Origin of the sequence: Campylobacter sp. MIT 99-7217, assembly GCF_006864365.1 — a bacterium.
Classification (GTDB): Bacteria; Campylobacterota; Campylobacteria; order Campylobacterales; family Campylobacteraceae; genus Campylobacter_D.
The window spans coordinates 1-14,880 of sequence record NZ_QHLJ01000005.1; the positions used below are offsets into that span (position 1 = coordinate 1).

Consider the following 14,880-nt stretch of genomic DNA (forward strand, 5'->3'; position numbering starts at 1 on the left):
TTTTAAGCTTTCTTTGTTTTCATTTATCTTGCTTTCAAGCTCAGTTTTTAAAGGCTCTAGTTTTTGATTAAGTTCAGCTTCATCAATGCCAGCTTTAAAGGAGCTAAGTTTTTCATTGATTAGCTCTTTTGCTCTTATCTCACTCACAAAGTCCTTAATCTCATCTTTTAGCTTTGCCTTAAATCCCTCAAAACTTGTTTGCATTTTTTCTTTTAAGCTTTCTACATTTTGAGTATCAGCTTTTAAAGCTAGCTTTTCATTTATGCCATTCACGCTTTCATTGATAAGCTCGTTCATTTCTTGCCTATCAAGGCTTTGAGAGCTTGCGTATTCGTCCCAATTTGTTCCATCATATACATAATTAGCTCCGTTTTGATCAGCTACTGAGTAAGTATCTCCGATCTTAGCCTTTTTGATAGCCTTTAACTCCTTTAAAGTATCGATATGTCCTTTCCAAGTCATCAAATTAACGCTTTCTTGTTTGCTTAAAAAAAGCTCATTTGCTTTGTTTAAACTAAGACTTTCATTTTGCAAGTTTTCAAGCGAGCTTTTTAGCTCATTTAGCTTCGTTTCAAGAGCCTCTAAAGCCTCGTTATTTGCTTCAAGTTCTTTATTTAAAAGGGTTTTAAAATGCGTTTTTACTTCTTCTAGCTTGGCTGTAAGTTCTAAGCTTTCAAAAGCCTTTTGAATGTTTGCATTCATTTCAAGAGCCAAACTTTCATTTAAGGCACTTAGCTTTGATTGTGTGTTTTGGTTTGCTTTTAAAAGCTCATCTTGCAAAAGATTATTAACTTGGTCTAAAGATAGATTTTCAAGCTTTGCGATCTCATCTTTGATCAGCTCTAAAGCTCTTGTCTCATCAAAAGAGTTTTCACTCAAGTTTTCTGTGATTTTTGCACTGACAAGCTGTTTGATTTTAAACTCTAAAGAATGAAGCTCTTTTTGGTTTTGCAAAAAGGCTTTTTGATTTAAGACAAGTTCTCTTAAGTCCTCTTGTAAAGCTTGCAAGCTTTGAGTTTGTGTTTGGATTAAATCAATCATCATAGCTCCTTTGCATGTGTGTAAAATTCGTAAAACTCGATAAGCTCTTGTTCTGTTTTTTGCTCTAACTTATCCTTTAATATCCTAAACTCAAAAACTTGTTCTTCGTTTTGTTTTAGGCAAAGGGCTAAAAGCTCTTTTAGTTCATCTTGACTTAAAAGCACTTTTTCATTGTCTTTGCTTAAAAACTCTACCTCACTCGCTCCTGCATTGATGAAGCTTGTGATTAAGTTCCTTGAAGTTTCGGTGTTTTGAAAATCCTTGCCTTTGAAATTAAGGCTTAATTTTTCCAACATTTTTTGCGTATTTAAATACTCTTTCATGAAAGCAAGCAATTTTTCTTTTTCTAAAGGCTTCAGCGAATAAGAAATCTTAAAAACATTGTTTTGCTCATCATAGCTTTCATTTTTGGCAAGTTCGTATAAATTTGGATCATATTGAGGCTGTTCATCTTCATGCACCTTAGCAAAGCCAAGTTTTCTAAGCTCTTCATCATCAAGTGCATTTAAAAACCAAGTATTGCCAAGCTCATCGATGAAAGTATCATCATAGCTTAGGCTTTTGTCTTTGAGTTTGTAAAACATGTGTATTCCCTTTCAAATTAAATTTAAATTTCTTTTGTATAATGTTTTTATGGAAAAAACAAAAGAAATCATCAGTATTATTAAAAATGTGCTAAACATTATCCTAACAGCGTTTTTAACACTGATAGCGTATTTGTTTATCAATGTTGAAAGCTTAAGTAAGCTCAGACTTTCAATCGTTTGCTTAGGGGTTGTTTTCCTTGCTTTTTGTTTAGCTTTAATTGTGTATTTTTTAATACAAAATCTCGATAAACTCAAGGAGTGATTATGCTTAATTATATTGTTCTTGTAGGCGTTATGGTCTTTGCCACTGCATTTATTTCTTTTATAGTGATTAAAATTTCTAAAGCAGGTAAAAACCATTAAGATATCCTTGTGATATTAAAAATTTTAAAGGAATACCTATGAACGAAATTTACGGCATAAGTTTGGCGATCTTTTGCATACTTGGTATTTGTGTGCCTGTTATTGTTTTTGCTTATAAAATGTATCAAATGGATAAAAACGAATTTGAAAAAAACCATTAAGCAATCCTTATAACATTAAAAATTTCAAAGTATTCAGGCTTGACATTAAAATCATCGCTGTAATCCTCTCTATGGTCATATTTATAAATCTTTCCAAGAGCTCTATAAGCTTTTTTCCAATTATGTTGATTTCTACCCTTGCACCAAATTTTATAGTATTTATTCGCAGGCACTTTAATGCTAGCAACTACTTTTAAAACAGGTCTTTCCCAATACATATGCTGGGCTATTAAGCTTGAGCCTGCATTTTTAGTTATGTTAAAATCATCTCCCCAAGATACATACACTTCAAGCCACCTAAAATCAGCAGGTCCCCAAGTATCTACTTGTCTTCCGTTGTCTCGATCGATAAAATAATGCTCATCAGCAAAGGCTGTGATTTTAAACTCAAGTCTTAACACTGCACCACTTGCACCGCTAAATGCACTCAAGGTTTGAAAAGGTAAGGTGCTAGTATTAGGCATAACGCTATTATTACTCAAAATCAAAGCACTATTCATCTTAGCTTCTCACAAGTCTTATCCAATTGATATCATGGATAAAAAAGGCAAAAACTTCAGTCCCACTAAAGCCACTTTGAGCGATACGCCATTTAAACCTCGCATCAAATCTTTGCAACAAGTTGCAGTTATAAACGATGATGATACCGCTTTTACCAACACAACCTGTTACATTTGCTACACCTATGCTTTTGCTTGTTTTTGCATTGATAACAAAGGTATTTCCAGCTCTAAAGTCTATGTTTGCAGGATTGCCACCAACATTGACAAAGTCATAAGAGTATTTTTTATCTAAATTTGTGATATTTGTTTCAAGCTTGGTTTTAGCTTCATTTAAAGCCTGAGTTAAGGCATTTATTTGCGTATCTAAATGATACTTTTGCACGAATTGCTGAGGATAGTTAAGCTCTAAGATATCTTTGTAAGTGTGTTCTAAACTCAGCTCAGGACTCATGAGATTTTCGATGATCTCAAGTCTATCTGTGTTTTTGTTCCTCCAAATATAAGGCTTGATCTTAGGTTCATCTTGCTTTTGCCAAAAGCATTCTTTAGGCAGTTTCATGTAAAAAAGCTTTTGTGAGTTTTCATCTTTTTGATAGATATCGCCTGCTTTTGCAGTGCTTAAATCTACTTCGCCTCTAAAGCTTGCTTCTTTGTTAATGTCAAGTTCTTGCCAAGCTCTGCTGTTGATCTCATCTTTTAAAATATAATATTTTTTAGAATAAGGCTTAAAGCACAAATCATCGTTTTCGCAGTCTTGTTCATCAGGCAAAATTTCTTGTTTGTATCTTGTGTATTTTTCAAGAGCTTTTAAAGTTACAAAACGATATTCGTGATTTTTTGCCTTGTATTCAAAAAGTTCGCCTTGATATTGATCATTTGCTTCGTGCTTAAAGAAAAAATCCCCTATCATCAGTTCATTTGGTGCGATTTCTCCTTTAAATCTAGCATTTGCTTTAGCCTCACTTACAAGTATCCACTCAAATACGCTTCCTGTATCATTCTCGCCCTTCTTTGCAAAAACATAAAATTTAGAAAAATCACACTTAAACCACAAGTCAAACATATCAACGCTAACTTTTCCCTCAACTGACACAGGTTCGATCTCTTGCATGAATTTAGCAAACAAATACACCTTTTCTAAAGCTATCCATTCATTCGTAACACTGCCATTTGCATTTACGGCAACAAACATGAAAAATTCATCATCGCTTTTTTTCCAAATGTCATTAAGCTTCACATTTTGATTTTCACTCGGTTCAGTGTCTTGGATAAATCTAGCTTGCTCAAGCTTTTTAGATATTTGCACCCAAGCGTTATTTTCGCGATAATAAACTTCTAAATAATCCATTTCAAACCAAGTTTGATTAGGCTCTGAGTTTTCAAGTGCTGGCTGCTGGCTTTGCTGATAGTTTGCAAAAAACTTCACTTCATTAGTCTTAACCCATTCTTTGCCGTTTTCAGTTTGCAAAAACATATGAAGTTCGTTAAACTCAGTATCTGCTATTTTGTTGTTTTTGTGAAAAGTATCATACAAAGAAGCATAATTTGTAGGATCATCGCTTTGATTAAATCTAACATTGGGATTTTTTTCATAGATATTGATGACACCTTGATTTGTATCAAGCCAAGTGTCATTTTCTTTTGCTTCATCTTGCTTTGGAATGTCTTTTTGAACAAAGGTTATTTCCTCGAGCTTGTCAATGTTATAAAAATCTTGTTGAAATTGCTCTTGTTTTTTGTTAATGAAGTCTTCAAGTTGTTCAGCTTTTTGATTGAGTAGTTCAAAATTTGGAGCTTGGAGGGTGATCTTGTTATCTAGCTCGGTCATTTTCACTTCAAATTCTGTTCTAAATATCTCGCTTAAGTTATTAATGCTTGTTTGTGCTAAATTACTTTGCAAAGAAAGTTCGTTTAAAGCCTCGTCCTTTTTTGTCTTAAGCTCTAAAAGAGCCTTGTTTATCCTTTGCGTTATGGCTTCAAAATCAAAGCTATCAAGCTCATTTTTCATATACTCGATTTGCTCTAAAACAAAAAGGGCTTTTTCGTTTTTGTTGTCGTATTCTAAAGAAAGTTTGATGATCTCATCTTTGATCTTTGTGATTTCTTCTAGCTGTTTGCTTGCACTTTCTAAAAGCTCTAAATTTTCAGCCTTGATATTTAAAAACTCAGTTTGCAAATTTTTAAATTCCTCGCCTTTTAAGGCAAGCAATTCGTGCAATTGCTCTTTTTTCTCAGCGATTTCTTTAGCGATTTTATCACACTCAGCAAAGGCGTTTTCGTATTTTAAATTCATATCTTGGAAAGATTTTTCAAGATTATAAACGACTAAAAGAGTCATTTTCACTTGCTCTAACCACGCATCATTTTTATCCAAAAGCTCTTTTATCTTTGCTAAATACTCTTCTTTGCTTAGTGGATTTGCACTATCTAAGTCTTTGTTTGCTTGATCATTCATCACAAAAGCTCCTTTATTTTTTGTAAATTTATCTTTTAAAAAAGCTTAAATAAAGGGGCAAGATTTTTTTGCCCCTTATCTTTTTTGTGCTTTTAAAATATAATCAAAATAAAAAAGGATTAAAAATGTTCGAAGCAGCAACAGCAAATGCGTTAATGGGTGTGGGAAGTGTTTTAGCAGGAGGTGCGGCTACGCTTGGAGCTTTAGACTCTGTTTTTGGAAGTGGCAAGCAAAATATCAAGCTTGCAAAAGATAATCTTAATCTTGCCAAAGATCAGTTCAAAGAAGAAAAAAAGCGTTATGATACAAATCAGGCTAATTTACAAGCAAATAGCGATATGATAGGCTCTGTCTTTGATGATAGTTCAAGCGTTTGGAACAGAATATAAGGGGACAAAAAATGGCGATACAAGATATAACAGCAGGGCGTGGGGCTTTAGCAAATGTAACTCAAGCTACAGCAAATTTACAAAACGCAAACACTGCTAGAATGCAAGGCTTTACAAATGGGATTTTGCAAATGAGTGCGGTTTTGCAAAATCAAGCAAATTATCAAAATGCCGAAGAAATGAGGGCTTTGCAAAAAGATCAAATGAAAGCAAAAACTGACAATCTGATCGCTAGCACTGATTTTACAAGAAAAGCCACTATAGGACAAGAATACAAAAATGAGTATCAAAAGAAAGTCAATGATAATTTTGAAACCGATTTTAGGTCTATGTTGGCATTAAGAGCAGCACAAACAAGCAATCTAAACGCAAATGCAGAAAGCATTCGCCACCAAACTTATAAAAGTTATGTTGATGATTATGTTACAAGACACCAAGCTTATCCAAATATCAAAGATCCTATCACTCCATCAATTACGCAGTGGGACAAAAACACAGGATATTATCAAGATAGAAGTGGTATGCGAATTTTTTGGAAGAAAGAAGATGAAAAGTGAAAAGCTTATCCCAGCTTAAAGAGCTTTACGAAAACGATCTTAAGGCTAACAAAGCAGCCTTAAACGAATACAAAGAAAGCTTAAAATACTATCACGGAAACCAGCTTGATAGCAGTATTTTAGCCATACTTGCAGAGCGTGGGCAAAGTCCAGTGATCGAAAATATCTATAAGATGATCATTAATAAAATTTTAGGCTATAAGGCTCAAAGTATAAGCGAATTTGTCGTAAGTGGCCGCCAAGAAGAAGATAAGGCATTAGCCTTTTTGCTTAACGATCTTTTAAAGGTCTTTTCGCACGCTGATTTTTATAACAAAGAAATGATCAAAAAAGACAGAGAGCTTATCTTTGGGCTTGCAGTTTGCGAGCTTTGGATAAAAGAGGACAAAGAAAAAAATCGCTTCGTGGAGCTTAAAAGCTTACCCACAAAAAGCTTTTTGATAGACGCTTACTCAAAGGATATCAACGCAAAGGACGCAAGGCGTTTTCACAAAAGCTTAAATATGGATTATTATGAAGCAAAGGATATTTTTCAAAAAGAATTAATCCCACTTGATAACAATATCGACAAAAGAGTGAAATTAATCGAAACTTGGATCAAAGAAAATGGCGTTTTTAACCGCTACATTTGGCACGATAAGGGTATTTTGCTCTATGAAAAAAGTCCTTTTAAAGATGGGTCCCACCCTTTTTGCATAGCTAAATTTAATATCGATGAAAAGGGGCTTTGGTATGGGCTTTTTAGAGATATTAAGCCTATGCAAGATTATATCAATTTTGCTGAAAACAAAATGGGAAATATGCTTGGCTCTTTTAAGGCTATGTTTGAAGCAGACTCTGTTTTAGACACTGAGGAGTTCATTAACGCCATAGAAAAAGATAACGCAGTAGTAAAGGTCGCTCCAAATGCTCTTTCAGCTCAAAAGATACAATTCATTCAGCACCACGCAGACATACAAGCACTAAGTGCAAAGGCAAACGAAAAAAGACAACTTGCTAAAATTTTAAGTGGCTTAAATGATGAGTTTTTAGGCATAGCCAACAACCGCCAAAGTGGCGAGGCTATAACTCAAAGGCGTGAGGCTGGACTTATGGGCTTGCAAGAGTTTTTAAGTAGAAGCGATGATTTAGATAGGCTCATTTTTGAAAAGGCTTTAAATTTAATGCAACTTTACTTTACCAAAAAGCAAATTTTTAAGATAGTCGATAAAGAAAGAGGCTTAAGGTATTTTAGCATTAATGACAACGAAAAAAATCAGATCAAAATAGGAGCCTTTGATCTTGAATACAAAACCAAGCTAAAAATTAGCTCTAATGAAGATCGTTTCACTCAGTGGAGCGAGATCATCAAAGTGCTTCACACCACCCAGCCAGAGCTAACTAGAGAGCTTTTACCTTTGATACTCAAAGATATAGATAGTCCTATAGTTGAAGATGTCAAATCCTTGATAGACAAATTTAACGAAGCTCAGGCACAAATGGCTAATTCGCCTTTGGCACAGCTTCAAGAACAAAGCACGCTTTTAGAGCTTGAAAAGGTCAAGGCTGAAATCAACGAAAAAAGAGCTAAGGCTGGAAAATACACAGCTCAAGGCATTTTAGCACACAAGATAAGTGATGAGAGCAAAAATACAAGCATGCAAAAAGGCGGTCAGGATCTAAGATGATAAGCAAAGAGCTTAAGGCTGAGATTAGATTTTACTATGAAACGCATTTAGATGAAAACAAAGAAGTGGCTAAAAAATTTAATGTTTCATATCGCACCTTAATGACTTGGATACAAAAAGAGGGCTGGGAAAAAGGAAAAGGCGTTAAAAAGGTCTTGGAAAGTGATATCAAACAAAATTTAATCAAAAAAGAATTTGGCACTATCATTGACGCCACCAGCGAAAAAATCAAAGAAAATGTCAAGGCAAATTTAGGACAAACTTATTATGAACTTAATGATTTGGTGCGAAATAACTTGCTTGATAACCTAAGCGATGAGCTTTTAATGAAAGCAATGGGTATTAATTTTTTACAAAAAAACATGGCTTTGGGAGCTTTGATAGCAAAGGACGAGCTAACTAGAATGCTAAGCCTTAGAAAAGAGGGCAAGGGCGAGCCTTTAATCATCGCTGGAGCTGAAAAATATGTCAATATCTTAGCCACGCTTCAAAAAAGCTTTTACTCAAACTCAGACGCAAGCTTGAACCTCAATGTGATCAATGTCAGCGAGGATTTAAGCAAGCTTAGCCAAAAAGAGCTTTTAGAAAGGATACAGGCTTTAGAAGATAAGGAAAAATGAATTAAGCTTAAGCTGGGTTTTAATGTATTTTTTCTATAATTTTTAAGTTTTTTAAGGAGAATACATTGACAAAATCAAATCTTATTAAAACTTCTTTAACTTGTTTTTTAGCCTTAAATTTAGCACACAGCAACCTCAATGCGAGTTATTTAAATTTAGATAAATCCTCGCACAAAACAATACAAGAGCAAAATTTAAAAAAGTATTTAGCCCTTTGCGATGATATAGTGCAATTACATTCTTATTATTCTTTGATAATGCTTAAAGAGCAAGATTTTTTCAAACTCAAAAACACAGAAAACATACAAGAAAAACAAAGATTAAGAAAATATCTTAAGGAATTAGACAAGGTTATAAGCACTGCTAAAAAAAGAATTGATTTAAAACAAGATCAAAGCTTAAAAAAAGCAGATTTAAAAGTGTATTATTCCTCGATAGCTTTAAAAAATATCTTAGAAAGCCTTTTAGATAATGATTTTATGAATCTTATGGGTGGTTTTGAAACAAGCATTTTAAAGGATTTTGATATTATAGAATTTGGTAAGGGCGTGGAAGAAGCAAACAAGGCTTTAAGGGCATAAATGTCAAAAAGTAGGAATTTAGCTTATATTCATACTACTTTTTCCTATATATTGAAACAAAAACAAAGAAATGAAGTAAATTTCATTCAAAAAGTGCTTTGTAATGTTATTTTACCCCGATTTGATGATTTTAGCAAGGATTACAAATATTTTAAAAATTTAAAATCTTATAAAAGTTTTGAAGAATGCTTGAGTTTCATTTTTGAAATTGATTTAAAACAAATTGAAAATATATTAAAAAAGCTTGATGAGTTTAAAAACTTGCAAAATCAAGCCCCCTTGTGCTTAAAGGTAGAACTTTCTCAATTTTTGCCCCTTTAAAAAAGCTTAAAAACGAGCTAAATTAAGCTTATGAAAGATATTAAAGACTATCAAAAAGAACTTTTAATAAGAGAATTGGCCAAAAAAGACTTTTACACCTTTTTAAAGCTAAAATGGGAAAGATACAACAAAATGCCTTTTTTGGATAATTGGCATTTTAAGTTTTTGTGCGAAATTTTAAAAAACACCCTACCTTTTAAGACAAAAAACGAGGATTTAATAACTCGTTTAATGCTTAACATGCCTCCAAGTTATGGCAAAACTGAAACCATAGCAAGAAGCTTTATCGCTTGGGCTTTGGGAAATGCACCTGAGAGAAAATTCATTTATATATCTTACAGCGATGAGCTTTGCAAAAAAATCTCAAATCAAGTAAGGGATTTAATCAAATCACAATTTTTTCAAAGCATTTTTAACTTCAAACCCTCTTTTTTGCAAGATAATTCAAGCGAATTTGTTTTGCGTGAGGGTGGAGGACTTTTCGTAACCACGCTTAAAAGTGCCATAACAGGCTTTCACGCTCATCAAATCTTAATCGATGATCCCATTAAAGTAAGCGAAATGTCAAGCAAGGCAAGCCGTAATTTAGTAAATCAAAACTTCAAAGAAAGCGTTTTAAGCCGTTTGCAAGATACAAGCTCAAATATCACTATCTTAATGCAAAGGCTAGGCTATGAAGATCTTTGTGGCTTTTTGCTTGATGAGAGAAATTTTGAAAAAGATATTATAAAAAAATGGCAAATCATCAAGCTTGAAGCCTTAAATGATGAGCAAAAAGAGTATAAAATGGGCGATTTTTACTACAAAAGGGCTAAAAATGAAGCCCTTTTCCCACTCAAGCACGATTTAAACCAGCTTAAAGAGCTTAAGCTTCAAATGGGCGATGATGAGTTTTCAACGCAGTATCAACAAGAACCCCAAGCCAAAGAAGCTGGCTTTTTTGAGGCTATTTATTTTAAAGAAGTGCCAAGTTATGAGCTAAACGAGCATTATGAATATATTTTCGTTGATAATGCAACAAGCCTTGAAAAAAACGCAGATAATAGAGCTATCGTTGTTTTAGGCGTGGATAGGGTTGAAAAAAACGAGCGTTACATTGTCAAAGATTGCTTTTTTGGCATTTGGGACGAGGAAAAGACCATAAGCGTTTTGATAGAAGCCTTGCTAAAATATCCAAAGGCTAAATGCTTTATAGAAAGCGAGGGCGGAGGGCTGATCTTAGCTAGGCTTTTAAACAAAGAAATTATTAGAGTGAATGAAAAGCTTAAAAGAACGGCAAAAAGCATAATCACAAATGAGATCAAAACCTACGCTCCAAGCCGTAAAATCTCAAAAGTAGAAAAAATAAAAGCCTTAAAACCTTATTATAACAGCGGTTTTTTGTGCTTTTTAAATACAGCTTATGGCTTAGGGCAGATCAAAAAAGAGCTTTTAAGCTTTAATCCAGCTAAGCCTTTTAGGAAAGATGATTGCATTGATTGCATAGCAAGCTGTGTGATAAATAGCGAGGTTATAGCTCCTTATTCACAAGAAATTAAGCCTAAAAAGAGTTTGAGACAAACAGCTTACAAGTCTAAATGGAGGATTTAAGGACTATATCCATTTTTTTATCTATCTTTTAAAAAATGTTGATTAGATTTTTATAAGTAAAAACCATTTATTAAATACTTAAATTTAAGATAATTTATACTTTATACTTGCCTAAATAATGCTTTTTAAAGCCTTGCTTAAATCTTGCCCCTTTTTAAAAAAATGAAAAAAACCTACAATTTAGCACAAATTTAAAGGAGCGTTTAAATGGACATACCAAATACACCAGCCTTAAGCAAAGAAGAGCAGCTTCAAACTCTTGAAAATGAGATCTCACAAGCAGAACAAAGCTTAGAAAGTGATTTTGCTAAATTTGCAAGTTCTCAAATAGATGAGAAAATGGAAGAGCTTTTCTTTGAAAACAAAGAAGAGTTCATCAAAGCTATTCTTAGCATGCAAAATAATTTTTTGCAAGAAAATTATAATGCCTTGCTTCAAAAAAGAGACAATCTCAAAGGGCAAATCGCACAAGAAAAGCAATTTGCAGATATTGAAAAGGCTCAGCAAGAGTTTTTAGCTAAGCACCCTGATGCCAATATGGAGGAGCTTTTAGCTCTTTATTATGAAGAGCTTGGAACTCGCTACAAAAAAGAGCTTGATAACTTACCTCCAAATGAGTTTTTTGAAGCATTGTATCAAATCCAAAAGCAAAGAAGCGGTGGCAAAGAAGAAGAAAATTTGCCAAAGGATCTAAATGCAAGCAGTGGGGATGTGAGCGAGGCAAAATTTGATTATGATGATATGCCTATGAATAGAATTTAAAAAGGAGAACAAAAATGTATCAACAACAAGTTAAACATGTGCCTTATTTAGCTAAGGCTGTGATCAATTTAGACGAGACTATCAAGGGTTATAAAGCCATTGTTTTACCAGCAGGTGCTGAGATTTTGCAAGTAAGCGTTGAAATCAAAACTCCAAATACAGCTGGCGGAAAAAAAGCTACGCCCTTAAACATAGGACTTAATGAAGTGGAGGACTTTTTCATCAAAGATATTGATTTAAGTGCTGAGGGAACGCACACATCAGCTAAGATCACAAGTATGAATGAAAAAAGTTTTGTAAGCGTCAATACTGAAAACTCAAACGCTAAAATCATCTTAAGAGTGCTTTATTTTTTAAAAAGCGAAATAATGACTGAATATTAAAAGGAGTGAAAAATGCCATTAAATGAACTTAACAAAATCAATATAGCTGATTGGAAAAATGATCCTAATGTTGCCGTAAATATCGGCAAGATAATAGAAAAGGCAAGCTGGAGAAAGAGCATTTGGGAGCCTTTTGCTGGTGGGGGAAGTGATAGAGGTATAAGAACTTATAATGTGCCAGATACCGAGCCTTATAGACCACGCCTTAAAACAAAGCTCATGGGCGATGGAGTTCGTGGAAATGCTGACCTTGAAACAAATTTTGATAATCTAGAAATCCTAAGCCAAACGATATATCCTGAAGTTATCGCTAATGCCTTGCTCAGTCCTATCAAATTGTATGAACGCTCAAGCCAAATTAACTTCATCAAGGAAGCAACGGATAGCTTAACTGATTGGATGGTGGATAGAAGAGATAGGCAATTTGTAACTGCTTTAAGCAATGATATCAGCAACTGCGTAGTGTGTGATCAGGCTTTAGGTTTTAAAGATAGCTCAAGACAAAAAGATACGCAAAGTGCAAGCAAACAAATCGTAGCTGGCGATGTTTGTAATGTCAAAGCTCTAAGAAGAGCCATTTTTATGGCTAGAACAGGCAAAAACTACAAAGGACAAGATACCTTTCCTATCAAGCCTATAAGAAGCATTGCACACAATCAAGGGGGCTTAAATGTGCAAAATTATTCTTATATCATCTTGCTTGATACTTATCAATGCAACCAGCTTAAAAATGATCCTGAATGGAAAGAAATGCAAAAAGTGGGCAACAGAGGGGACAAAAACAACATATTTACAGGACTTATAGGGCTTATTGATGAATGTCCTGTCATTGATATGGGCGTTTGGACGCAAACGCAAAGTGGCTTTTTAAACTCCACCATAAGCGATACGGATTTTTACGAAAATATCAATCACAAAAATCACGCCAAGCTAACCCCACCTAGTGCTTATGCAGATAAACAAGCTGTTAGCATAGGCTTTTTAATCGGTGCTTCAGCTTTGGTTTTGGCTGGAAATGATACGGTCAATTTTTACATCGATGATACTCAAGATGCGGGCAGAAAGACGATTTGCGGAGCAGATAGGATACTTGCTATTTCAAAGGCAAGATATGAACAAGATGGCAAGTTTTTAAATGCTTATAATAACATTGATTTTGCTGTGATAGGGATATTCTCAAGCCACGAGTAAAGGAAAGCTAAGTGAATTATGAAAATGCAAATTTGGCTGAAATTTCAAGGCTAAAAGATGAGCTTAAAGAGCTTTTAAATGAAGCAAAATTAAGCTTAGAGCAAGAGGCTATCAATGAAAAATTAGCCTTTAGCTTTGAAAGCTTAAAAGATGAGCTAAAAGCTCTTTTGCAAAAGCAGAGTAAAGAAAGCAAAGAAAGTTTAGAAAAGGACTTTAAGCTTAGCGTTCAAACCAGCACTAAAGAGCTTTTTGAGCAAAGCAAAGAAGAAGCTTTAGACGAGATCAAGCAAGGCTTTGATTATGCAAATTTAAGCGAGGAAGTGATTAAAAACTTCACGGAGCAAGAAAGTATTTTGGATAATTTTAGATTGGTTTTAAAAACAAGACTAGAAAATGTCCCAGTTGCAGACATCGTTGATAATTTCAAAGAGGATTTAAACGCACATTTTGAAAAAAGCGTTAACGAATGCGAAAAAATAGAACAAAAGCTTAAAAACGAGCTTGAAAATGTTAATTTTAATTTTCACAATATGCTAGAGGAAAAAAGCGAGGAGGTTTTAAAAGCTTTCATCGAAGAACACAAAAGCGAGCTTTTTAAGCCCTTTTCTTTGGCTTTTTTGAAAAATGATTTGTTAAAAGATGAGGATTTTAAAGCTGCTTACAAAAAAGAAGCAAGATTAGTGCTAAGTTTGCACCTTGAAAACACAAAACTTAAAGATGAGTTTGAAAACGCACTTTTAAATTTAAATGGGCAAATAAGCGAGGATTTTTTTCAAAGCGAGTATTTGAAAGAACAACGCTTTTTGCAAAATATCGTTTTATCGAGTTTGGCTTTAGGAAATGAGCTTAAAATCTTGCAAGAAAATATGAAATGGTTAAAATCCTTTAAACAAAACGAGGATTTAAACACATATATGCACAATACTTATAAGGTGATTTGATGAATTATGAAAAAAACCAAGAAGAATTAGAGCTTGAAAATCAAAAAAAGAGGGAAAGCTTAAATTTAGAACAAGAACAAGAAAAATTAGAAAATTTAAACGCAGGGGAAAGCTTAACGCAGGAAAATACGCAAAATCAAAACAAAGAAAGACCGCCTCTTGAAAGCTTTATCAAAGATGATGGGCTAATGAGGGCTAAGCAAAACTCACAAAGCTTGCAAGATCAAAACACGCAAAATCAAGCTTCAAATTTAGAAAATCAAAACTCTCATGCCTTGCAAAATGAAAGTTTAAAGCAAGAAAATTTAAACGATACAAATACAGAGCAAAGCTTAGAAAATTTGCAAAATCCACAAAATAAGGAAAGTAGCTTTGTCAAAACAGGCATTAAGGGCTTAAATGAGAGATTAGAAAATGAAGATTTAAGCTTGTATGAAGCTTATTTGTTAAAAAAATTTGCAGGCATTGATACAAGAGAGCTTTACAAGGAAAATGATCCAAAGGCAAATTTAGACTTGAAAGTGAAAAAGCTCAGTGGGGATAGCGATTTTAAAGCCTTGCATGATATTAATTCGGCTATGGAAAGTTTGAGTAGCATTATAGCAAATGCTGATAAAACAAGTGGCTGGTGGAATAGTTGGGCTAGGTGGTTAAGCGACAAAACAGGACACACTTTATTTGCTGCCGATGATGACAATCAACAAAGAATGGCAGATGAGGGCAATGTTTATTTAAAACTTTAGGCGAAGAGGGAACAAATCATTTTTA

General features: G+C 33.9%; 17 protein-coding genes. 13 read left to right on the forward strand and 4 right to left on the reverse strand.

Translation table 11 applies throughout. The features are described 5' to 3' along the window. Together DMB92_RS05190 and DMB92_RS05195 are read right to left on the reverse strand one after the other, a co-directional pair. On the reverse strand, positions 1-1,041 hold a 1,041-nt coding region (locus DMB92_RS05190), incomplete at its 3' end, for a hypothetical protein (RefSeq protein ID WP_142682003.1). Continuing rightward, complete coding sequence (locus DMB92_RS05195; RefSeq protein WP_142682004.1) at positions 1,041-1,625, reverse strand: hypothetical protein; 585 nt, start codon at positions 1,623-1,625, stop codon at positions 1,041-1,043. The genes DMB92_RS05190 and DMB92_RS05195, both read right to left, overlap by 1 nt. Positions 1,626-2,029: 404 nt before the next feature. On the opposite strand from DMB92_RS05195, the gene DMB92_RS09380 reads away from it, so the two are divergent. Then, on the forward strand, positions 2,030-2,152 hold the full coding sequence (locus DMB92_RS09380; RefSeq protein ID WP_260604760.1) for a hypothetical protein: 123 nt from the start codon (positions 2,030-2,032) through the stop codon (positions 2,150-2,152). On the opposite strand, the gene DMB92_RS05200 is transcribed toward DMB92_RS09380, so the two are convergent. Then, complete coding sequence (locus DMB92_RS05200) at positions 2,149-2,652, reverse strand: hypothetical protein (protein WP_142682005.1); 504 nt, start codon at positions 2,650-2,652, stop codon at positions 2,149-2,151. The genes DMB92_RS09380 and DMB92_RS05200 overlap by 4 nt on opposite strands. Before the next feature lies 1 nt (position 2,653). Continuing rightward, positions 2,654-5,110, reverse strand: coding sequence for a hypothetical protein (locus DMB92_RS05205; RefSeq protein ID WP_142682006.1), 2,457 nt, complete (start codon positions 5,108-5,110; stop codon positions 2,654-2,656). 125 nt (positions 5,111-5,235) lie between these two features. On the opposite strand from DMB92_RS05205, the gene DMB92_RS05210 reads away from it, so the two are divergent. From DMB92_RS05210 to DMB92_RS05265, 12 genes are all read left to right on the forward strand, one after another. Next, entirely contained in the window at positions 5,236-5,499 is a 264-nt protein-coding gene (locus DMB92_RS05210; protein ID WP_142682007.1) for a hypothetical protein, read from the forward strand. 11 nt (positions 5,500-5,510) lie between these two features. After that, the gene (locus DMB92_RS05215) at positions 5,511-6,056 is read left to right on the forward strand and encodes a hypothetical protein (protein ID WP_142682008.1); all 546 of its coding nucleotides are present in this window, start codon (positions 5,511-5,513) and stop codon (positions 6,054-6,056) included. Then, positions 6,053-7,723, forward strand: a complete 1,671-nt coding sequence (locus tag DMB92_RS05220) for a portal protein (protein ID WP_185900164.1) — start codon at positions 6,053-6,055, stop codon at positions 7,721-7,723. The genes DMB92_RS05215 and DMB92_RS05220 overlap by 4 nt, the downstream gene beginning before the upstream one ends. Continuing rightward, entirely contained in the window at positions 7,720-8,343 is a 624-nt protein-coding gene (locus tag DMB92_RS05225; protein WP_142682009.1) for a hypothetical protein, read from the forward strand. Before DMB92_RS05220 ends, DMB92_RS05225 begins: the two co-directional genes overlap by 4 nt. A 65-nt stretch (positions 8,344-8,408) precedes the next feature. Then, positions 8,409-8,924, forward strand: coding sequence for a hypothetical protein (locus DMB92_RS05230; protein WP_142682010.1), 516 nt, complete (start codon positions 8,409-8,411; stop codon positions 8,922-8,924). After that, entirely contained in the window at positions 8,925-9,245 is a 321-nt protein-coding gene (locus DMB92_RS05235; RefSeq protein ID WP_142682011.1) for a hypothetical protein, read from the forward strand. A gap of 30 nt (positions 9,246-9,275) precedes the next feature. Beyond that, positions 9,276-10,835, forward strand: a complete 1,560-nt coding sequence (locus DMB92_RS05240) for a terminase large subunit domain-containing protein (protein WP_142682012.1) — start codon at positions 9,276-9,278, stop codon at positions 10,833-10,835. Positions 10,836-11,042: 207 nt separating this feature from the next. Then, the gene (locus DMB92_RS05245) at positions 11,043-11,597 is read left to right on the forward strand and encodes a Coiled-coil domain-containing protein (protein ID WP_142682013.1); all 555 of its coding nucleotides are present in this window, start codon (positions 11,043-11,045) and stop codon (positions 11,595-11,597) included. Between the two features lie 14 nt (positions 11,598-11,611). Further along, complete coding sequence (locus tag DMB92_RS05250; RefSeq protein ID WP_142682014.1) at positions 11,612-11,980, forward strand: hypothetical protein; 369 nt, start codon at positions 11,612-11,614, stop codon at positions 11,978-11,980. 12 nt (positions 11,981-11,992) lie between these two features. Continuing rightward, on the forward strand, positions 11,993-13,171 hold the full coding sequence (locus DMB92_RS05255) for a DUF4043 family protein (protein WP_142682015.1): 1,179 nt from the start codon (positions 11,993-11,995) through the stop codon (positions 13,169-13,171). Positions 13,172-13,182: 11 nt separating this feature from the next. Further along, positions 13,183-14,112 carry a hypothetical protein gene (locus DMB92_RS05260; protein WP_142682016.1) on the forward strand — a complete coding sequence of 310 codons (930 nt, stop codon included), beginning with the start codon at positions 13,183-13,185 and terminating at the stop codon, positions 14,110-14,112. Further along, positions 14,112-14,855: a hypothetical protein gene (locus DMB92_RS05265; protein ID WP_142682017.1), complete on the forward strand. Its 744-nt coding sequence runs from the start codon at positions 14,112-14,114 to the stop codon at positions 14,853-14,855. Before DMB92_RS05260 ends, DMB92_RS05265 begins: the two co-directional genes overlap by 1 nt. The last annotated feature ends 25 nt before the right edge of the window (positions 14,856-14,880 follow it).

Coding starts and splice junctions, on each gene's coding strand:
- DMB92_RS05195 (WP_142682004.1), bottom strand. CDS start 1,625: ATGTTTTACAAACTCAAAGACAAAAGCCTAAGCTATGATGATACTTTC.
- DMB92_RS09380 (WP_260604760.1), top strand. CDS start 2,030: ATGAACGAAATTTACGGCATAAGTTTGGCGATCTTTTGCATACTTGGT.
- DMB92_RS05200 (WP_142682005.1), bottom strand. CDS start 2,652: ATGAATAGTGCTTTGATTTTGAGTAATAATAGCGTTATGCCTAATACT.
- DMB92_RS05205 (WP_142682006.1), bottom strand. CDS start 5,110: ATGAATGATCAAGCAAACAAAGACTTAGATAGTGCAAATCCACTAAGC.
- DMB92_RS05210 (WP_142682007.1), top strand. CDS start 5,236: ATGTTCGAAGCAGCAACAGCAAATGCGTTAATGGGTGTGGGAAGTGTT.
- DMB92_RS05215 (WP_142682008.1), top strand. CDS start 5,511: ATGGCGATACAAGATATAACAGCAGGGCGTGGGGCTTTAGCAAATGTA.
- DMB92_RS05225 (WP_142682009.1), top strand. CDS start 7,720: ATGATAAGCAAAGAGCTTAAGGCTGAGATTAGATTTTACTATGAAACG.
- DMB92_RS05235 (WP_142682011.1), top strand. CDS start 8,925: ATGTCAAAAAGTAGGAATTTAGCTTATATTCATACTACTTTTTCCTAT.
- DMB92_RS05240 (WP_142682012.1), top strand. CDS start 9,276: ATGAAAGATATTAAAGACTATCAAAAAGAACTTTTAATAAGAGAATTG.
- DMB92_RS05245 (WP_142682013.1), top strand. CDS start 11,043: ATGGACATACCAAATACACCAGCCTTAAGCAAAGAAGAGCAGCTTCAA.
- DMB92_RS05250 (WP_142682014.1), top strand. CDS start 11,612: ATGTATCAACAACAAGTTAAACATGTGCCTTATTTAGCTAAGGCTGTG.
- DMB92_RS05255 (WP_142682015.1), top strand. CDS start 11,993: ATGCCATTAAATGAACTTAACAAAATCAATATAGCTGATTGGAAAAAT.
- DMB92_RS05265 (WP_142682017.1), top strand. CDS start 14,112: ATGAATTATGAAAAAAACCAAGAAGAATTAGAGCTTGAAAATCAAAAA.